This window comes from Buttiauxella selenatireducens (assembly GCF_031432975.1).
Taxonomy (GTDB): domain Bacteria; phylum Pseudomonadota; class Gammaproteobacteria; order Enterobacterales; family Enterobacteriaceae; genus Buttiauxella; species Buttiauxella selenatireducens.
The window spans coordinates 3,535,011-3,551,379 of the sequence record NZ_CP133838.1; the positions used below are offsets into that span (position 1 = coordinate 3,535,011).

Below are 16,369 nucleotides of genomic sequence, written 5' to 3' on the forward strand. Positions count from 1 at the left end.
GCCGCTCCGCATAAACCGTGTGCTGCTCGACCTATTCTTGTATAATCGCGCCTTTGACATCTAATTAATAAATAGCGACTTTGACGACTAATCGACTTGAATGGCGTGCACTTGTACCTGATACCGAAAGCTATCAGGAAATTTTCGCACAGCCTTATGATTCCGAAACTGCCCCTTTCTCCGCTGTGCAACCCCGTCTGACTTATGGACTGGTGCAACTCAGCCAACCGGTAGCCTCGGCCGGTCTGATGCTGGTAAAAGCCGCTGAAGAAGCCGAATACCTTAATCTTATTGCGAGCGCTGCGCGCGATTGCTGGTCCCCGGATAACACATTGACCGGCGGACATTATCTGATAGAAGGCTCGCGTGTCACGTTACGCCCAGCCGAGACGGCTGAAGACAATTTTGCTGGTCAATCCGAAGTCGTCGTGGCTGACTGGATTGAAGCCGAGCAACTGTTTGGTTGCGTCCGTCAGTTCGCCGGTGAAATTAGCCTGACGCCGGGTTTAGTTCACAAGGCTAATGGCGGCATTCTGGTGCTGTCATTGCGTAGCGTATTGGCGCAACCGCTGCTCTGGCTACGTCTGAAGCAAATGGTGATTCAGGGTCGCTTTGACTGGATTTCGCCTGACGAAACGCGTCCGTTGCCAGTTAGCATCCCGTCATTACCGCTGAATCTCAAACTGATTCTGGTCGGCGAACGCGAGTCGCTGGCTGACTTCCAGGAAATGGAACCTGAGCTGGCAACCTCCGCTATTTACAGCGAGTTTGAAGAAAATCTTCAAATTGCCTCTGCCGATGATATGGCATTGTGGTGTCAGTGGATTTACGCCGTCGCGAAATCTAAAGCGCTCCCTGCGCCTGCAACTGATGCCTGGACTGCTTTCATCCGCGAAGCGGTGCGTTACACGGGTGATCAGGAAACGCTGCCGCTGTGCCCATCGTGGATTGGCCGTCAACTGCGTGAAGTGGCCGCTTTTACTGAAGAAGAAACCTTCGGCGCGGCTGAACTGATCCAAATGCTGGCCCAGCGTGAATGGCGTGAAGGTTATCTGGCTGAGCGCATGCAGGACGAAATTCTGCTTGAGCAAATCCTGATTGAAACTGAAGGTGAGATGGTTGGCCAAATCAACGCGTTGTCGGTGATTGAATTCCCAGGCCATCCACGCGCATTCGGTGAACCTTCCCGAATCAGTTGTGTCGTCCATGTGGGTGATGGTGAATTTACTGACGTTGAGCGCAAAGCAGAGTTGGGCGGCAATATTCATGCGAAAGGCATGATGATCATGCAGGCATTTTTGATGTCTGAATTGCAGCTTGAGCAGCAAATCCCCTTCTCAGCATCACTGACTTTTGAACAGTCCTACAGCGAAGTTGATGGCGACAGCGCGTCAATGGCTGAACTGTGCGCATTGATAAGCGCACTGGCGAATGTGCCGATTTTTCAGCATATCGCGGTGACCGGGTCAGTCGACCAGTTCGGGCGTGTGCAGCCTGTTGGAGGACTCAATGAGAAGATTGAAGGTTTCTTCCGCATCTGCCAGGAGCGCGAATTTACCGGCAAGCAAGGCGTGATAATCCCCCTGTCCAACGTCCGCCACCTGTGCCTGCATCAGGATGTTCTGGATGCCGTTGAGCAAGGACAATTCACAATTTGGGCCATCGACGACGTCACAGATGCGCTACCATTATTAACAAATCTGCCCTGGGATGGTGAAGGGCAAAATACGCTCATGCGTGCGGTACAGGAGCGAATTGCTCAGGCATCGGCGCAAGACATTCGGCACCGTTATCCATGGCCACTGCGTTGGCTCAGCTGGTTCAGTCCAAACTGATCGGACTTGTTGAGCGTACACGTGTTAGCTAACATGCGTGCTTCATTATAAAAAGGCTTACTGTAAACATGGTAGATAAACGCGAATCCTATACAAAAGAAGATCTTCTTGCCTCTGGTCGTGGCGAACTGTTTGGCGCTGAAGGCCCACGGTTACCTGCGCCATCCATGCTGATGATGGACCGCGTGGTCAAGATGACCGAAGACGGCGGTAACTTCGATAAAGGTTACGTTGAAGCAGAATTAGATATTAATCCTGATCTGTGGTTCTTTGGCTGCCACTTTATCGGCGACCCGGTAATGCCTGGCTGCCTGGGCCTGGATGCGATGTGGCAGTTGGTTGGTTTCTACCTCGGCTGGCTCGGTGGCGAAGGTAAAGGTCGTGCTCTGGGCGTGGGTGAAGTTAAACTCGCAGGTCAGATTCTACCAACCGCGAAAAAAGTTACCTATCGTATCCATTTCAAACGCGTCATCAATCGCCGCCTGATCATGGGCCTGGCAGATGGCGAGGTGCTGGTTGATGGCCGTGTCATTTACACTGCTACCGATCTGAAAGTAGGTCTGTTCAAAGACACGACTGCTTTCTAAGTCCTGTTTTCTCAGTGATGAAATGCGAAACCTCCGCTGTGCGGAGGTTTCTTTTTCTAAAGAGACAGTGATTACGCGGTAATCGCCCTGTCCTCCATGGCTTCTCGCCAGCCTCCCATCCAGTACGACCTCTGGTTCAGCGTCTGATAAGGACACATCTCTTTAGAGCGTCCGACGATTCCTGCTTGATAACCACGTTGATGAGCCCGTTCCAGGCGATCTCGTTTTTGTCTCTTCATGCCTCGTTTCCCTCATTTTTTGAGTCTGGTGGAAAAGAAAACAGTGGCCACAAAACGTGCAACCACATATAACGAATACCCTCAAAAACCGTTATCGTCAATGCGCAAAATTCACGCCAATGTCATAAATGTGAGCTACGTGGGATATGATTTTTACAAAAAACGTGAGCCAGGAGAGATAACAAATTCATGCCAAAAGAAAAGCTGCGCTTCGCTTGATTGCGAATGACGCAGCTTTTTTGTGCTATTGAACGGATTAATTAAAGCGGGTTAGCTGGCTTGCAATGCTTTGTGACTCTTGCTGCCAGGCCTGAGCTAACGATTTCACCATCGCATCATAACCATCGGCTTCCTGCTTCAACTCAACATGGAACGGGCGCTTTATCAGTTGCCCCTGATGATTGAGCAGCCATTCACCGCTCACAATCACTTTCCCGTCGTAGCGTCCATGGAAACCCGTCACATTAACACTCAGCGTATCCTGAACACTGCCAAGCGGCTGTGATGCCACCACCCAACCCGGAAGCGCGCTACTTAAATTGCTCACCAGGGTATTGCGCAGTTGCTGATCCAATGGGCTCGCCCACAAATTGTTGTTGGCAATGACGTATTGCACATCACTGGTTTGATAAACCACGCCGTTTCCGGCGAGGTAATCAGGAACCGCAACCTGCTCTACCCATAATAAATGGGTTCCAGGCTGGCTCACAGCCTGCATAGCAGGCGCGGAGCTTTGAGGCAGTTGGTAATACGTTTTTCCATTATCGGTGCTGCTACAAGCCGTTAAAACCAACGCAGCAATTATCGGAAGCCATTTTTTCATTATTGTGCCCTCTTCGGCTGGGGATCTTTTTTATCCTTCGCTTCAAAGATCAGCGAATTGCTCTTATCGTTCAACGTGCGCAGGACAGGCTGCAACTCACGCAGAACTTGATCAAGTCGCTGCATATCGGCAACCATCTTGTTGTACGCCGCTGAACCAGGCTGGAAGCCCTGCATGCTACGATTGAGCTCACGCAATGTTGTTTGCATATCCTCTGGCAACGACTGCATCGATTTATTCGACGTAATCTTATTCAGATTATCCAGCGTCTGCTGCAAGCGCTTCATGGTGCGTTGGCTTTCAGCAAGCGAATTGGTTGTCTCCTGAATCATTGGATTCAATGGCAAGTTGTTAATCTTATCCAGAGTCTCCAGCAAACGTTGTTGGATTTGCGCCAAACCACCACTCATCGTTGGAATGATCGGGTAACCTCCAAAGGTCGGCAAATCAGTTACCGGCGGTGCTTTAGGGTTGAAATCAAGATCGATAAACAGAGCACCGGTCACCAGACTGCCGGTCTTCATGGATGCCCGCAAACCGCGTTTAATCAGCGATTCCATGTTGTCCTGAATCCGAATGTCATCACCTACAAGATTCTGCAAACGTTCAGGTTCAAGACGAATCAGCACCGGAATACGGAAGTCATCATTAATTTTCTGACGCATTTCCGCTGTAAAGAATGGCACCTGAGCGACCGTACCGAGGCGAATACCGCGGAATTCAACCGGAGCCCCAGGCTGCAAGCCACGTACAGAATCTTTGAAGAACATCAGGTAATCAATGTGATCGGTATAGAGGGAATCCTGAATACTTTTCTGATCGTCAAACAGTCTATACTCGCTGCCAGGTAGTGCTGGCTTACCGAGATCCCACCCTTCCGGGATATCAAAACTCACGCCGCCACTAAACAGCGTCGTAAGCGACCCCATTTCGACACGCATGCCCTGGGAGGATAAATCCACTGCGATCCCACTATCCTTCCAGAAACGCACGTTGCTGGTTACCAGGCGATCGTTTGGCGCAGCGATAAACAGTTGATAACTGATGCTACGTTTGGCCGGATCGAAATTACTGGTTTCAACCGAACCTACTCGATAACCACGGAACAGGACCGGGTCGCCAGGAGAGAGCTGCCCTGCCTTATTACTGTCGAGGGTAATACGGATCCCTTTCGCGTCAGGCGGTGCCAGCGGAGGAGAATCCAGCAAATCATACTTCCCTTGTTTCGAGCCTTTTGTTCCCGGTTGCAGTTCGATATAAGCCCCGGAGAGCAACGTTCCCAGCCCGGAAATACCTTCACGCCCGACCTGCGGTTTCACGACCCAAAAAACCGAATCTTTATGCAGCAGCTTTTCCATGCCGGAATTCAGACGAGCTGTAATTTCGACGTGCAGCAAGTCATCAGACAACACCGCACGCTCCACAACACCCACATTAACGCTACGGCTTTTGATGGTGGTTTTCCCGCCTTCAATACCTTCAGCATTGGTGGTGATTAGCGTAACTTCAGGGCCCTGATGACTATAGTGGTAGAATAAAATCCACGCGCCAATGAGCAGCGTAACAATAGGGAAAATCCAAACTGGGGACCAGTTTTTAACCTTTGCTACTTTTGCTTCCCCGCTTTTATTTTCCATGCTCAGACGACTCCTCATGAGTTGAATCAGGTGCGCGATCCCAGGACAAGCGAGGGTCAAAGGTCATCGCCGCAAACATTGTCAAAATAACTACTAATGCAAACATAACGGCGCCAATTGCCGGGTAGATACTCATCAATCCCCCCATCCGCACCAGCGCCGATAAAACGGCAATAACGAACACATCGATCATCGACCAGCGTCCGACAAACTCGACGACCTCGTAGATCAAATGCATCCTTTCACTGTCACGACGACCGTGGCCCTTTGCATCCCAACACAACCACGCGATCGCCAACATTTTTAGCGTTGGGACCATGATACTGGCGATGAATATCACCCCAGCCACTGGATAAGATCCTTCACTCCACAACAAGATAACCCCGGCAATAATCGTCGAGGGAATTTGGCTTCCCAGGACTTCGGTTATCATGATGGGTAATATGTTCGCAGGCAGATAAAGCATAATTGAAGTCAGCAACAGAGCGAGCGTCCATTGCAGACTATGGCGGCGACGGATGTACCCTTTCGTTTCGCAACGCGGGCAGATTTCCTGAGCTTCCGGCACGATTGCCGTGCAGCACGAACAAGAGCGCAGCCCTTGACGAATCCCCGGCACTCCAACTTTAAGCGGTGCATCTATAACCGGTTCAGGGGCAATATCATCCCAAAGCCAACGTCTGTCCACACACTGGAAGGCCCGTAACTGCAACACACAGAATAAACACCACGGAATAAAGCTACTGCCGACACCGAGATCGCCATACGCCATCAGTTTGACGAAACTCACCAGTATCCCGGCAAGGAAGATCTCGGCCATGCCCCAGGACTTTAACTGAAACAGAATACGAGCAAGGCGCTTTTTGAGCGATAGCGGCAATTTTGCCCGGTTAACCAACAACAAAATTGTGATTAAACAGAAGGCCGGCACCACCTGCACAAAGGCGATGAAAAAGGTGCCCAGACTTGCGTAATCTTCGTTAAAGAGAACGCCTGGTATTTCAAGCAGTGAAACTTCGCTGTTAATACCCGCGACGTTCATACTGATGAAAGGAAAAAGATTGGCGAGCAGCAGCATAAACAGGGCTGCCAGCGAATAGGCTGTAGGTCGTTGTCGCGGTGACGCCCACTGGGTTAATAGCGTGGTGGCACAACGAGGACAGACGGCCTTTTGGCCGTCTTCTAATACTGGTAGAGCGACCAGTAAGTCACATTGTGAACACAATATGTGTGAACGATGGTGATGCGTGGCACACATATCGTGTCTCCTTGCGTTATGCGCCGTTTTTCAGAGCTTCAAGATATTCCCAGCGCTCAAAAGCATCTTCCAATGCTTTTTCAGCTGCAGACAGGTCGCCCAAGGTTTTTTGCGTGACATCATGCGGTTGGTTGAAAAACTCTGCGTCACCGACTTTCGCTTGTAGCGCTTCCAGCTCAGTCTCAAGCTGCTCAAGACGTTGCGGCAATTGCTCTAATTCGCGTTGCAAGTTATAGCTTAGCTTGCTGCTTGCACGTTTAACAACTTCAGCTTTAGCTGCAGTGGTGTTTTGAGCTTTATCTGCTACAGACTGGCGCAAAGATTGAGCAGAAGCCTGTTGGCCTTTAGCATCATGGTAACCACCAACGTAGCGACCAATTTTGCCCTCACCTTCGAAAATCCAGCATTCAGTAACGGTGTTATCGACAAATTGACGATCGTGGCTCACCAACATTACCGTGCCCTGATAACCATCAATCAGCTCTTCCAGCAATTCAAGCGTTTCGACATCCAGGTCGTTTGTTGGTTCATCGAGAATCAACAAGTTACTTGGTTTCAGGAATAAGCGAGCCAGCAACAGACGGTTACGCTCACCCCCTGATAATGCACGAACTGGCGTCATCGCACGCTTTGGATGGAACAAGAAGTCCTGCAAATAACCCAGAACATGGCGCGGCTTACCGTTCACCATCACTTCTTGTTTGCCTTCCGCGAGGTTGTCCATCACGGTGCGATCCGGATCCAGCTCAGCACGGTGCTGGTCGAAGTACGCGACTTCCAGTTTAGTACCGCAATGCACACGGCCGCTATCAGCCTGCAATTGGTCGAGCATCAGTTTCAGCAGCGTCGTTTTACCGCAGCCGTTTGGCCCCACCAGCGCGATTTTATCGCTGCGTTGAACCTGGGCCGAGAAGTCTTTCACCAGCGCACGTTCGCCAATGGAGTAGCAAACATCTTCCATCTCAAAGACGATTTTGCCTGAACGGGCCGCTTCTTCGACCTGCATCTTAGCGCTGCCCAATACTTCACGACGCGCACTACGCTCGTTACGCATGGCTTTTAACGCACGGACACGACCTTCGTTACGGGTACGACGGGCTTTAATGCCCTGGCGAATCCAGACTTCTTCCTGCGCAAGTTTGCGATCGAACTCGGCATTTTGCAGATCTTCAACGCGCAACGCTTCTTCTTTCGCCAGCAAATACTGATCGTAATCGCCAGGGTAAGAAACCAGTTTTCCACGATCAAGATCGACAATACGGGTTGCCATATTGCGGATGAATGAACGGTCATGGGAAATAAATACGATGCTTCCCTGGAACTCTTTCAGGAAGCCTTCCAGCCAGTCAATCGCTTCAATATCCAGGTGGTTCGTCGGTTCATCAAGCAGCAATACGCGCGGCGAACTGACCAATGCACGCCCAAGTGCCGCTTTACGCAACCAGCCACCAGACAATGCTGACAGTTCGGTATCCGCATCCAGGCCGAGTTGTAGCAGCACTTCATTGATACGGCTTTCAAGTTGCCAGAGATTCTGGTTATCCAGAATTTCCTGAATACGCGCCATCTCGTTGAGGTTTTTCTCGCTCGGGTCAGTCATCACTTTATGAGAAATATCGTGATACACCTTGAGATGTTCAGCCTGTTCTTCAACGCCTTCAGCAACGAAATCGTAAACAGTTCCCGCAACATTACGCGGAGGATCTTGCTGTAAACGCGCCACGATCAAGTCTTGTTCATAAATCATGCGCCCATCATCCAATGGGATTTCACGATTCAGGATCTTCATCAGCGTGGATTTACCCGCACCGTTACGACCTACCAGACAAACGCGTTCGTTTTCTTCAATGTGGAGTTCAGTGTTATCTAATAACGGTGCGTCACTAAAGGACAACCAGGCACCGTGCATACTAATCAATGACATGACAATTAATCCTTGGCTACGTGAGTAACGAGCCAGCAGTTATGAATTTGGCGATTACGGGCAAAGTCTTGCGACTGGGTTTTCTGAGTGATTTCCTGAGCGTTCAAACCCAGTTTATCCAGCCCGTCAAAGTCCATTTTGAAGCCACGTTTATTGTTGGAGAACATAATGGTGCCGCCCTGGCGCAGCAAGCGCTTCAGGTCTTTCATCAGCAACAGATGGTCGCGCTGGACATCAAAAGATTCTTCCATACGTTTTGAGTTCGAGAACGTCGGTGGATCGATAAAAATCAGATCAAACTGTTCATCCGTTTCACGCAACCAACCCAGGCAGTCCGCCTGAATCAGACGGTGAGCGCGGCCACTCAAGCCATTTAGGCGCAGGTTGCGTTCAGCCCACTCCAGATAAGTACGAGACATATCGACGGTGGTCGTGGTTTTTGCACCACCTAAACCTGCGTGAACCGTCGCAGTGCCGGTATAAGCAAACAGGTTAAGGAAGTCCTTCCCTTTGCTCATTTTGCCCAGCATATGGCGCGCAATACGGTGATCGAGGAACAAACCGGTATCCAGATAATCCGTCAGGTTAACCCACAGACGAGCGTTATATTCGCTCACTTCCATGAAGTCGCCTTTCTCATCCATTTTCTGATACTGGCTTTTGCCCTTCTGGCGTTCACGGGTTTTCAGAATTAGCCGGTTGGACGGTAATTCAAGAACAGACAGCGTTGCAGCAATCACGTCAAACAGACGCTGACGCGCTTTGTTGGCATCAACCGTTTTTGGCGGTGCGTATTCCTGCACCACGACCCATTCGCCATAACGGTCAACGGCAACGTTATATTCCGGCAGATCCGCGTCGTAAATTCGGTAGCATTCGATGCCTTCCTGACGCGCCCATTTGTCGAGCTTTTTGATATTTTTGCGTAGACGGTTCGCGTAATCGTCAGCAATTTGGCCAGATGCCGCGCCGGTGCTGGTTTCTGACAACTGGTAGTTTTTCTGCACGCAATCCAGCGGGCCGTTCTTCGCTTTAAACTGGCGTTCTGCGCGCAGTTGCAGGCAGCTGAGCAGATCTGGCGAGGCGCTAAACAGTGACAGATTCCAGCCACCGAAATGATTTTTCATGTTGCGGCCTAACAGGCTGTGTAATGCAATCAGCGCAGGCTCACTGTCAAGACGCTCACCGTAAGGCGGGTTGCTAATCACCGTACCCACTGGCCCTTCCGGCAGAGGATTGCTCAGTTTAGCAACGTCTTTCACTTCGTAACTGATGATATCGGCCAGGCCCGCACGGCGGGTGTTGGCGCGAGCGCGTTCGATTACGCGTGAATCATTATCTGAACCATAGAAACGAGAGGTATATTCGCCGAGACCTTTACGGGCACGAACCTGCGCTTCGGTGGTGACCTCTTTCCACAATTCTACATCGTGGTTCGCCCAACCGAGGAAACCCCAGTGCTTGCGATGCAGACCAGGTGCGCGATCGGTCGCGATCATCGCGGCTTCAATCAGCAGCGTACCAGAGCCACACATTGGATCGAGCAGCGGTGTACCCGGCTGCCAGCCTGAACGCATCACAATAGCGGATGCCAGAGTTTCTTTAATCGGAGCCGCACCGGTGCTGTCACGGTAGCCACGCTGATGCAGGCCATCACCACTTAAATCCAGCGCAATGCTGGCGGTGTCTTTATTCAGCCAGACGTTAATGCGCAGATCCGTCTGTTCTTTATCGACGTTCGGACGTGGCAGATTTTTACGGGTGAAGGAGTCAACGATCGCATCCTTCACTTTAAGCGCACCGTACTGACTGTTACGGATAACGTCGTTCAGGCCGCTGAAGTGCACTGCGAAGGTGGCATCTGGGCCAAATAGCGCAGGCCAGTCTATGGTCTGTACGCCAAGGTACAAATCCAGATCGCTATACACTTTGCATTCGTTTAATGGCAGCAGAATGCGGGACGCAAGGCGGCTCCACATCAGGCTTTGATAGAGCAGACGTGAGTCCCCCTGGTAATGTACGCCGCCCTGAACCACCTGGCATGCTTGCGCACCAAGGCCCTCCAGTTCAGTTTTTAATAGCTCTTCAAGCCCACGCGCCGTACTGGCAAACAGAGAATTCATATCGTCACTTAATCAGGTGTTAAAAGAAAATTGTGGCGCATTATAGCCAATCCGCCACGCATGTCATAAAGTTGGCTTCCTTTATTGCCTATTTATTTCTGCCAAGGGAATGCGATGATCACCTTATCCCAACTTTATATCCACCCGGTGAAATCGATGCGTGGGTTGGCGCTTTCTCATGCACAAGCCACCACCAGCGGTTTAGCCTTTGATCGCATTTTTATGGTAACGGAACCTGACGGCACTTTTATTACCGCACGCCAATATCCGCAAATGGTGCTGTTTACTCCCGCCATCATTCACGATGGTTTGTTTCTGAGCGCACCGGACGGCAGTTCTGCCACCGTGCGCTTCGCCGATTTTCAATCTGAATCCGAGCCGACTGAAGTCTGGGGAAACCATTTCACCGCGCAGATAGCACCAGATGAAATCAACCAGTGGTTAAGCGGCTTCTTTTCGCGACCGGTGCAATTGCGCTGGCTGGGTGAAACATTAACCCGCCGAGTGAAACGTCATGAAGAAGTGCCATTATCGTTTGCCGATGGTTTCCCCTTCTTGCTGGCCAACGAAGCCTCATTGCGTGATCTGCAAAATCGTTGCCCGGCAAGCGTGAAAATGACGCAGTTTCGCCCGAATATTGTCGTGACAGGCGCACAAGCCTGGGCGGAAGACACCTGGCAAGTGGTGCGGATTGGTGGCGTGACGTTTGATGTCGCCAAACCTTGCAGCCGTTGTATTTTCACGACCGTCAGTCCAGAAAAGGGCCGCAAACATCCTTCAGGTGAACCGTTGGCCACACTGCAAAGTTTCCGCACAGCGCTTGATAATGGTGATGTCGACTTCGGGCAGAATTTGATTGCCCGCAACAGCGGCGTGATTCGCGTCGGTGATGAACTCGAAGTATTAGCCAGCAAACCGGCGAGGGTTTATGGCGCGGGACAGGTTACGCAGAGTATTGAACCTGAAGCACAGCCTGAAAGTACGGTTGAGATTAACTGGCAGGGTCAACAATTTCGCGGTAACAACCAGCAAATACTGCTGGAACAGCTTGAACAACAAGGCATCCGTGTCCCCTACTCTTGCCGGGCCGGGATCTGCGGTAGTTGTCGAATTACCTTAGTCAGTGGGGAAGTCAAAGCGTTGAAGAAAAGCGCTATCAACGATGATGGGACAATCTTGTGTTGCAGCTGTATTCCGGCGGGCGATGTCAAAATATCCCCGAAATAATTCGAGTTGCATTGCGGCGGTAAGTGAACGCTGCCAACAAAATGCAGCTTGAAGTATGAAGGGGATTAAACTGCTTTATCAAGACTGAGGTCGGCGCCTATCGGTTGCGGCCTTAACCTGTCGTTCATCACTTTAATGGCATCGCCAAGTTGCATAGTACGGCCTGCAAGTTGTAAACCCGGTTGTGCCAGCAAACACAGTGCAGCGTTATCACCGGTTTCAACCACCAGCAAATTAACCTGCTGCATATCATCACTCAACCAGACACAAGCAGAATCGCCAGGACCAGGCTGCCAGCACTCTCCATGAGAGACGAAATGCCAGCTTTTTGGCATTTGCGGCTTGAGATAACGAATCGCAACCAGCGCATTTAATACCAGTTCAGCACGCTGTTCTTTACTTAATATCAGGTCGCGGCATTTCTCTTCAAAGGAGAAGAATAGAGCTGCATCATCGACACAAAAACCTGTGTTTTCAAAGGCATCGGGGGTGAGCATTTTACGAGGGAAACGTGAACGGAATAGCATGCCATTGGCTAAATCGAGCATCATACGATCATGCTCTTCATCAAAATACCAACGCCAATTATCGTCCGGTTTTATCCGCATAACTATTTGCCCTTTCGTTTATTCCCACGATATAAAAAATCCTTTTCGCCGCTTCGTTAAAGACCATATTAATAAAAGACCAATATGTATAATTTAGCAACAGTGGTGAAATATAAAACAACCGGGGCTGAAAATAAAGCCCCGGTTGTCTGAAAGGTAAAATGTGAGAACTAGATTCCTGAGACGATTTCTTTTATCAAAGGTGGGCCTTTAAATATGAAACCAGAATATATTTGAACCAGTGAGGCACCTGCTGCCATCTTCTCGCGAGCAGCAATCACCGAATCAATACCGCCGACACCAATAATCGGTAAACGACCATTTAATTCTTGCGACAGTCGGCGAATAATTTCTGTACTCTTCAGTTGCACTGGGCGGCCACTTAATCCCCCCATTTCATCGCAATATTTCATCCCCTGAACCAGGCTACGATCCAAAGTTGTATTGGTCGCAATGACCCCGTCAATATTATGACGAACTAAACTATCGGCAACCTGGATCAATTCTTCTTCAGAAAGATCCGGCGCGATCTTCACCGCAACTGGCACATATTTATGGTGCAATTCCTGAAGCGTTTGCTGCTTATTTTTAATCGCAGCTAACAGATCATCTAACGCTTCGCCGTATTGCAATGTGCGTAATCCAGGGGTATTTGGCGAGGAAATATTGATCGCGATATAACCGGCATAAGGATAAATTTTATCCATGCAGATCAAATAGTCGTCTTTACCTTGCTCAACTGGAGTGTCTTTATTCTTGCCAATATTGATACCCAGCACCCCATCAAAATGGGATTTTTTGACGTTCTCAACCAGGTTATCTACACCGAGATTATTGAAGCCCATGCGGTTAATCAAACCTTCTGCTTCTACCAGACGGAAGATTCGCGGCTTATCATTTCCTGGTTGTGGACGAGGCGTTACGGTACCAATTTCAATGGAGCCAAAGCCCATGGCGCCCAGTGCATCAATACACTCACCGTTTTTATCCAGGCCGGCAGCAAGCCCTAAAGGATTCTTAAACGTCAGACCCATGCAGGTCACAGGTTTAGAGGGCACATTTTGCCGCACCAGCCATTCGAGTGGTGTACCTGTTACACGACGCAATTGCTGAAATGTCACTTCATGAGCGCGCTCTGGATCGAGCTTGAAAAGGGCTTTACGAACGAAGGGGTAGTACATGAACACTCCAGAATTCCCAGTATGCAAACTGGGGCAGTATTATTAACGATAACGTCACTGAATGGAATTGACCTGCAACAAAAAAGGCCGAATCAGCGCAAACGTTTTCCTCCCTCCTGCTTGTTATTCATTTTTTAGCATTCCAATCCTAAATAAATCATTTAGTGGAATAACACTTCTGCGCGAATATCACACTCAATTGTTATCAATGTTACCTAAAAGCAAACATTTAGTTATAAGGAAACAATATGCGTGTGATAACCCTGGCTGGAAGCCCGCGCTTCCCCTCTCGTTCCAGTGCGCTGCTGGAATATGCCCGCGAAAAATTAAGCGCTTTGGATATCGAGGTGTGTCACTGGCATCTACAGAATTTCGCGCCTGAAGATTTGCTCTACGCCCGATTTGATAGCCCCGCGCTGCTGGCGTTAAACGAACAATTGCAGCAGGCCGATGGCGTCATTATCGCAACACCTGTTTATAAGGCTTCATTTTCTGGCGCACTGAAAACGCTGCTCGACCTGCTGCCTGAACGTGCACTGGATAAGAAAGTCGTCCTGCCATTGGCTACCGGCGGAACAGTCGCACATATGCTGGCGGTCGATTACGCCCTGAAGCCCGTACTTAATGCGCTGAAAGCACAAGAAATCCTGCATGGCGTATTTGCGGATGACAGCCAAATAGCCGATTACCAGCACAAACCCGTGTTCTCCAACAATTTACAACAACGCTTAGATGGCGCACTGGAGACCTTCTGGCAGGCGCTGCATCGCCGGGACTTTATCGTCTCTTCTCCGTTTAAAACCCAAGGAGTTGCTCATGTTTAATCTGTTAAAACGTACCGCTCCCTGGCTGATGCTAACAGGCGCACTAAGTATTAGCGCCACGATCCACGCCGCAGAAACTGGGCCTGAGCAACTGCGCATCGGTTATCAAAAAGGGTCGGTCAGTATGGTGCTGGCAAAAAGCCACCAGCTTCTGGAAAAAGAGTATCCGCAAACTAAGTTTCAGTGGATTGAATTCCCCGCCGGCCCGCAAATGCTGGAAGCACTGAATATTGGCAGCATTGATCTCGGCAGTACCGGCGATATTCCGCCAATCTTCGCTCAGGCGGCGGGGGCGGATCTGGTTTATGTCGGTTCAGAGCCGCCAAAACCTAAAGCCGAAGTCATTTTAGTGCCGGAGAACAGCCCACTGAAAACCGTGGCCGATCTTAAAGGGCATAAAATTGCTTTCCAGAAAGGCTCCAGTTCTCACAACCTCGTCCTGCGCGCATTACAAAAAGCCGGGCTGAAATTTACCGATGTCCAGGCCGCCTATTTAACCCCTGCTGATGCACGCGCTGCATTCCAGCAAGGCAATGTTGACGCCTGGGCAATTTGGGACCCGTACTACTCCGCAGTCCTGTTAAACGGAGGCGTTCGCGTATTAACCGATGGCAGTGAATTAGTTCAAACCGGCTCGTTCTATCTCGCCTCGCGCCCTTACGCTGAGAAAAATGGCCTGTTCTTGCAACACGTTCTCAAAACATTTAGCGATGCTGATGCGTTAACCCGAAGCCAGCGTGAAGCAAGCGTTGCGTTACTGGCAAAAACCATGGGGCTGCCTGAAAACGTTATTGCCACCTATTTCGACCACCGTCCACCGACAGTGATTACCCCAGTCAGTGCAGAAACGGCTGCCAAACAACAGCAAACCGCTGACCTGTTTTATGACAACCATTTAGTGCCTAAAAAAGTCGATATTCGCACCCGTATTTGGCAACCCACAACAGGAGACAAGTCATGAGTTTGAATCTATTCTGGTTTTTACCTACCCATGGCGATGGCCACTATTTGGGTAGCAACGATGCAGCGCGCCCGGTTGACCACGGTTATTTGCAACAAATCGCTCAGGCAGCGGACAGACTGGGCTTTACCGGTGTACTGATCCCGACGGGCCGTTCATGCGAAGACGCGTGGCTGGTTGCTGCATCCATGATTCCGGTGACCCAACGCTTAAAATTTTTGGTGGCGCTGCGCCCAAGCGTGACGTCCCCTACGGTGGCTGCACGCCAGGCCGCCACGCTCGACAGACTTTCCAACGGGCGCGCTTTGTTTAATCTGGTGACAGGCAGTGACCCGGAAGAGTTAGCCGCAGACGGCGTGTTCCTTAATCATCAGGAACGCTATGAAGCCTCCGCTGAATTTACCCACATCTGGCGGCGCTTGCTGGAAGGTGAAACGGTGGATCACGAAGGTAAACACATTCAGGTTAAAGGCGCGAAGTTAATGTTCCCGCCGGTACAGCAACCGCGTCCCCCCCTCTACTTTGGCGGCTCGTCAGATGTGGCGCAGGACCTGGCGGCCGAACAGGTTGATCTCTATCTCACCTGGGGCGAACCACCGCATTTAGTGAAAGAGAAAATCGAGCAGGTTCGTGCCAAAGCCGCAGCCCACGGGCGAACCGTGCGTTTCGGTATTCGCTTGCACGTGATTGTGCGTGAAACCAATGAAGAAGCCTGGGACGCCGCTAATCGCCTGATATCACAATTAGATGATGAAACCATTGCCAGGGCGCAGGCCGCTTTTGCCCGCACCGACTCGGTTGGCCAACACCGCATGGCGGCGTTGCACGGCGGCAAACGCGATAATCTGGAAATCAGCCCGAACCTGTGGGCGGGCGTAGGTCTGGTGCGTGGCGGCGCGGGCACAGCATTAGTGGGTGATGGCCCAACGGTCGCAGAACGCATTAACGAATACGCCGCATTGGGCATCGACAGCTTTATTCTTTCCGGTTATCCGCATCTGGAAGAGGCTTATCGCGTCGGCGAACTGCTATTCCCACACCTTGACGTGGCTATTCCACAAATCCCGCAGCCTCGCCAGATTCGCGAGAAAGGCGAAGTGGTGGCAAACGATTTTATCCCACGCAAAGTCGCGCAAAGCTAA

Annotated in this window: 14 protein-coding genes; 6 read left to right on the forward strand and 8 right to left on the reverse strand. The window is 50.5% G+C overall.

The genetic code is table 11. The annotated features are described in order from the left end of the window. The first annotated feature begins 80 nt into the window (after positions 1-80). Positions 81-1,835: an AAA family ATPase gene (locus RHD99_RS16310; protein WP_183273032.1), complete on the forward strand. Its 1,755-nt coding sequence runs from the start codon at positions 81-83 to the stop codon at positions 1,833-1,835. A gap of 68 nt (positions 1,836-1,903) precedes the next feature. After that, positions 1,904-2,422, forward strand: a complete 519-nt coding sequence (fabA, locus tag RHD99_RS16315) for a bifunctional 3-hydroxydecanoyl-ACP dehydratase/trans-2-decenoyl-ACP isomerase (RefSeq protein WP_034456318.1) — start codon at positions 1,904-1,906, stop codon at positions 2,420-2,422. 71 nt (positions 2,423-2,493) lie between these two features. Here the strand turns inward: fabA and rmf are convergent, their stop codons facing one another. From rmf to rlmKL, 6 genes are all read right to left on the reverse strand, one after another. Next, entirely contained in the window at positions 2,494-2,661 is a 168-nt protein-coding gene (gene rmf, locus RHD99_RS16320) for a ribosome modulation factor (RefSeq protein ID WP_183273033.1), read from the reverse strand. Positions 2,662-2,917: 256 nt separating this feature from the next. Then, entirely contained in the window at positions 2,918-3,484 is a 567-nt protein-coding gene (pqiC, locus tag RHD99_RS16325) for a membrane integrity-associated transporter subunit PqiC (protein WP_270139477.1), read from the reverse strand. Then, positions 3,484-5,121, reverse strand: a complete 1,638-nt coding sequence (pqiB, locus tag RHD99_RS16330) for an intermembrane transport protein PqiB (protein WP_309875241.1) — start codon at positions 5,119-5,121, stop codon at positions 3,484-3,486. The genes pqiC and pqiB overlap by 1 nt, the downstream gene beginning before the upstream one ends. After that, the gene (gene pqiA, locus RHD99_RS16335; protein ID WP_309875244.1) at positions 5,111-6,379 is read right to left on the reverse strand and encodes a membrane integrity-associated transporter subunit PqiA; all 1,269 of its coding nucleotides are present in this window, start codon (positions 6,377-6,379) and stop codon (positions 5,111-5,113) included. The genes pqiB and pqiA overlap by 11 nt, the downstream gene beginning before the upstream one ends. Positions 6,380-6,395: 16 nt before the next feature. Continuing rightward, positions 6,396-8,303, reverse strand: a complete 1,908-nt coding sequence (locus RHD99_RS16340; protein ID WP_309875246.1) for an ABC transporter ATP-binding protein — start codon at positions 8,301-8,303, stop codon at positions 6,396-6,398. 5 nt (positions 8,304-8,308) lie between these two features. Then, on the reverse strand, positions 8,309-10,426 hold the full coding sequence (gene rlmKL / locus RHD99_RS16345) for a bifunctional 23S rRNA (guanine(2069)-N(7))-methyltransferase RlmK/23S rRNA (guanine(2445)-N(2))-methyltransferase RlmL (protein ID WP_309875248.1): 2,118 nt from the start codon (positions 10,424-10,426) through the stop codon (positions 8,309-8,311). Positions 10,427-10,540: 114 nt separating this feature from the next. Here rlmKL and RHD99_RS16350 point away from each other — a divergent pair, with 114 nt between their 5' ends. After that, positions 10,541-11,653 carry a YcbX family protein gene (locus RHD99_RS16350; RefSeq protein WP_309875249.1) on the forward strand — a complete coding sequence of 371 codons (1,113 nt, stop codon included), beginning with the start codon at positions 10,541-10,543 and terminating at the stop codon, positions 11,651-11,653. Between the two features lie 65 nt (positions 11,654-11,718). Here RHD99_RS16350 and zapC read toward each other — a convergent pair whose 3' ends face one another. Further along, on the reverse strand, positions 11,719-12,261 hold the full coding sequence (zapC, locus tag RHD99_RS16355) for a cell division protein ZapC (RefSeq protein ID WP_309875250.1): 543 nt from the start codon (positions 12,259-12,261) through the stop codon (positions 11,719-11,721). Positions 12,262-12,431: 170 nt separating this feature from the next. After that, positions 12,432-13,442 carry a quinone-dependent dihydroorotate dehydrogenase gene (pyrD, locus tag RHD99_RS16360; protein WP_309875251.1) on the reverse strand — a complete coding sequence of 337 codons (1,011 nt, stop codon included), beginning with the start codon at positions 13,440-13,442 and terminating at the stop codon, positions 12,432-12,434. A 248-nt stretch (positions 13,443-13,690) separates the two neighbouring features. On the opposite strand from pyrD, the gene ssuE reads away from it, so the two are divergent. Genes ssuE through ssuD form a run of 3 tightly spaced genes read left to right on the forward strand, consistent with a single transcriptional unit; the run spans position 13,691 to position 16,369 of the window. Next, entirely contained in the window at positions 13,691-14,266 is a 576-nt protein-coding gene (gene ssuE / locus RHD99_RS16365) for an NADPH-dependent FMN reductase (protein ID WP_183273042.1), read from the forward strand. Next, positions 14,259-15,227: a sulfonate ABC transporter substrate-binding protein gene (locus tag RHD99_RS16370; RefSeq protein WP_309875252.1), complete on the forward strand. Its 969-nt coding sequence runs from the start codon at positions 14,259-14,261 to the stop codon at positions 15,225-15,227. Before ssuE ends, RHD99_RS16370 begins: the two co-directional genes overlap by 8 nt. Next, on the forward strand, positions 15,224-16,369 hold the full coding sequence (ssuD, locus tag RHD99_RS16375) for an FMNH2-dependent alkanesulfonate monooxygenase (RefSeq protein ID WP_309875253.1): 1,146 nt from the start codon (positions 15,224-15,226) through the stop codon (positions 16,367-16,369). Before RHD99_RS16370 ends, ssuD begins: the two co-directional genes overlap by 4 nt.

Excerpts from the sequence above, each read along its gene's own strand:
- fabA (WP_034456318.1), top strand. The coding sequence starts at position 1,904 with ATGGTAGATAAACGCGAATCCTATACAAAAGAAGATCTTCTTGCCTCT.
- rmf (WP_183273033.1), bottom strand. The coding sequence starts at position 2,661 with ATGAAGAGACAAAAACGAGATCGCCTGGAACGGGCTCATCAACGTGGT.
- pqiC (WP_270139477.1), bottom strand. The coding sequence starts at position 3,484 with ATGAAAAAATGGCTTCCGATAATTGCTGCGTTGGTTTTAACGGCTTGT.
- pqiB (WP_309875241.1), bottom strand. The coding sequence starts at position 5,121 with ATGGAAAATAAAAGCGGGGAAGCAAAAGTAGCAAAGGTTAAAAACTGG.
- pqiA (WP_309875244.1), bottom strand. The coding sequence starts at position 6,379 with ATGTGTGCCACGCATCACCATCGTTCACACATATTGTGTTCACAATGT.
- RHD99_RS16340 (WP_309875246.1), bottom strand. The coding sequence starts at position 8,303 with ATGTCATTGATTAGTATGCACGGTGCCTGGTTGTCCTTTAGTGACGCA.
- rlmKL (WP_309875248.1), bottom strand. The coding sequence starts at position 10,426 with ATGAATTCTCTGTTTGCCAGTACGGCGCGTGGGCTTGAAGAGCTATTA.
- RHD99_RS16350 (WP_309875249.1), top strand. The coding sequence starts at position 10,541 with ATGATCACCTTATCCCAACTTTATATCCACCCGGTGAAATCGATGCGT.
- zapC (WP_309875250.1), bottom strand. The coding sequence starts at position 12,261 with ATGCGGATAAAACCGGACGATAATTGGCGTTGGTATTTTGATGAAGAG.
- pyrD (WP_309875251.1), bottom strand. The coding sequence starts at position 13,442 with ATGTACTACCCCTTCGTTCGTAAAGCCCTTTTCAAGCTCGATCCAGAG.
- ssuE (WP_183273042.1), top strand. The coding sequence starts at position 13,691 with ATGCGTGTGATAACCCTGGCTGGAAGCCCGCGCTTCCCCTCTCGTTCC.
- RHD99_RS16370 (WP_309875252.1), top strand. The coding sequence starts at position 14,259 with ATGTTTAATCTGTTAAAACGTACCGCTCCCTGGCTGATGCTAACAGGC.
- ssuD (WP_309875253.1), top strand. The coding sequence starts at position 15,224 with ATGAGTTTGAATCTATTCTGGTTTTTACCTACCCATGGCGATGGCCAC.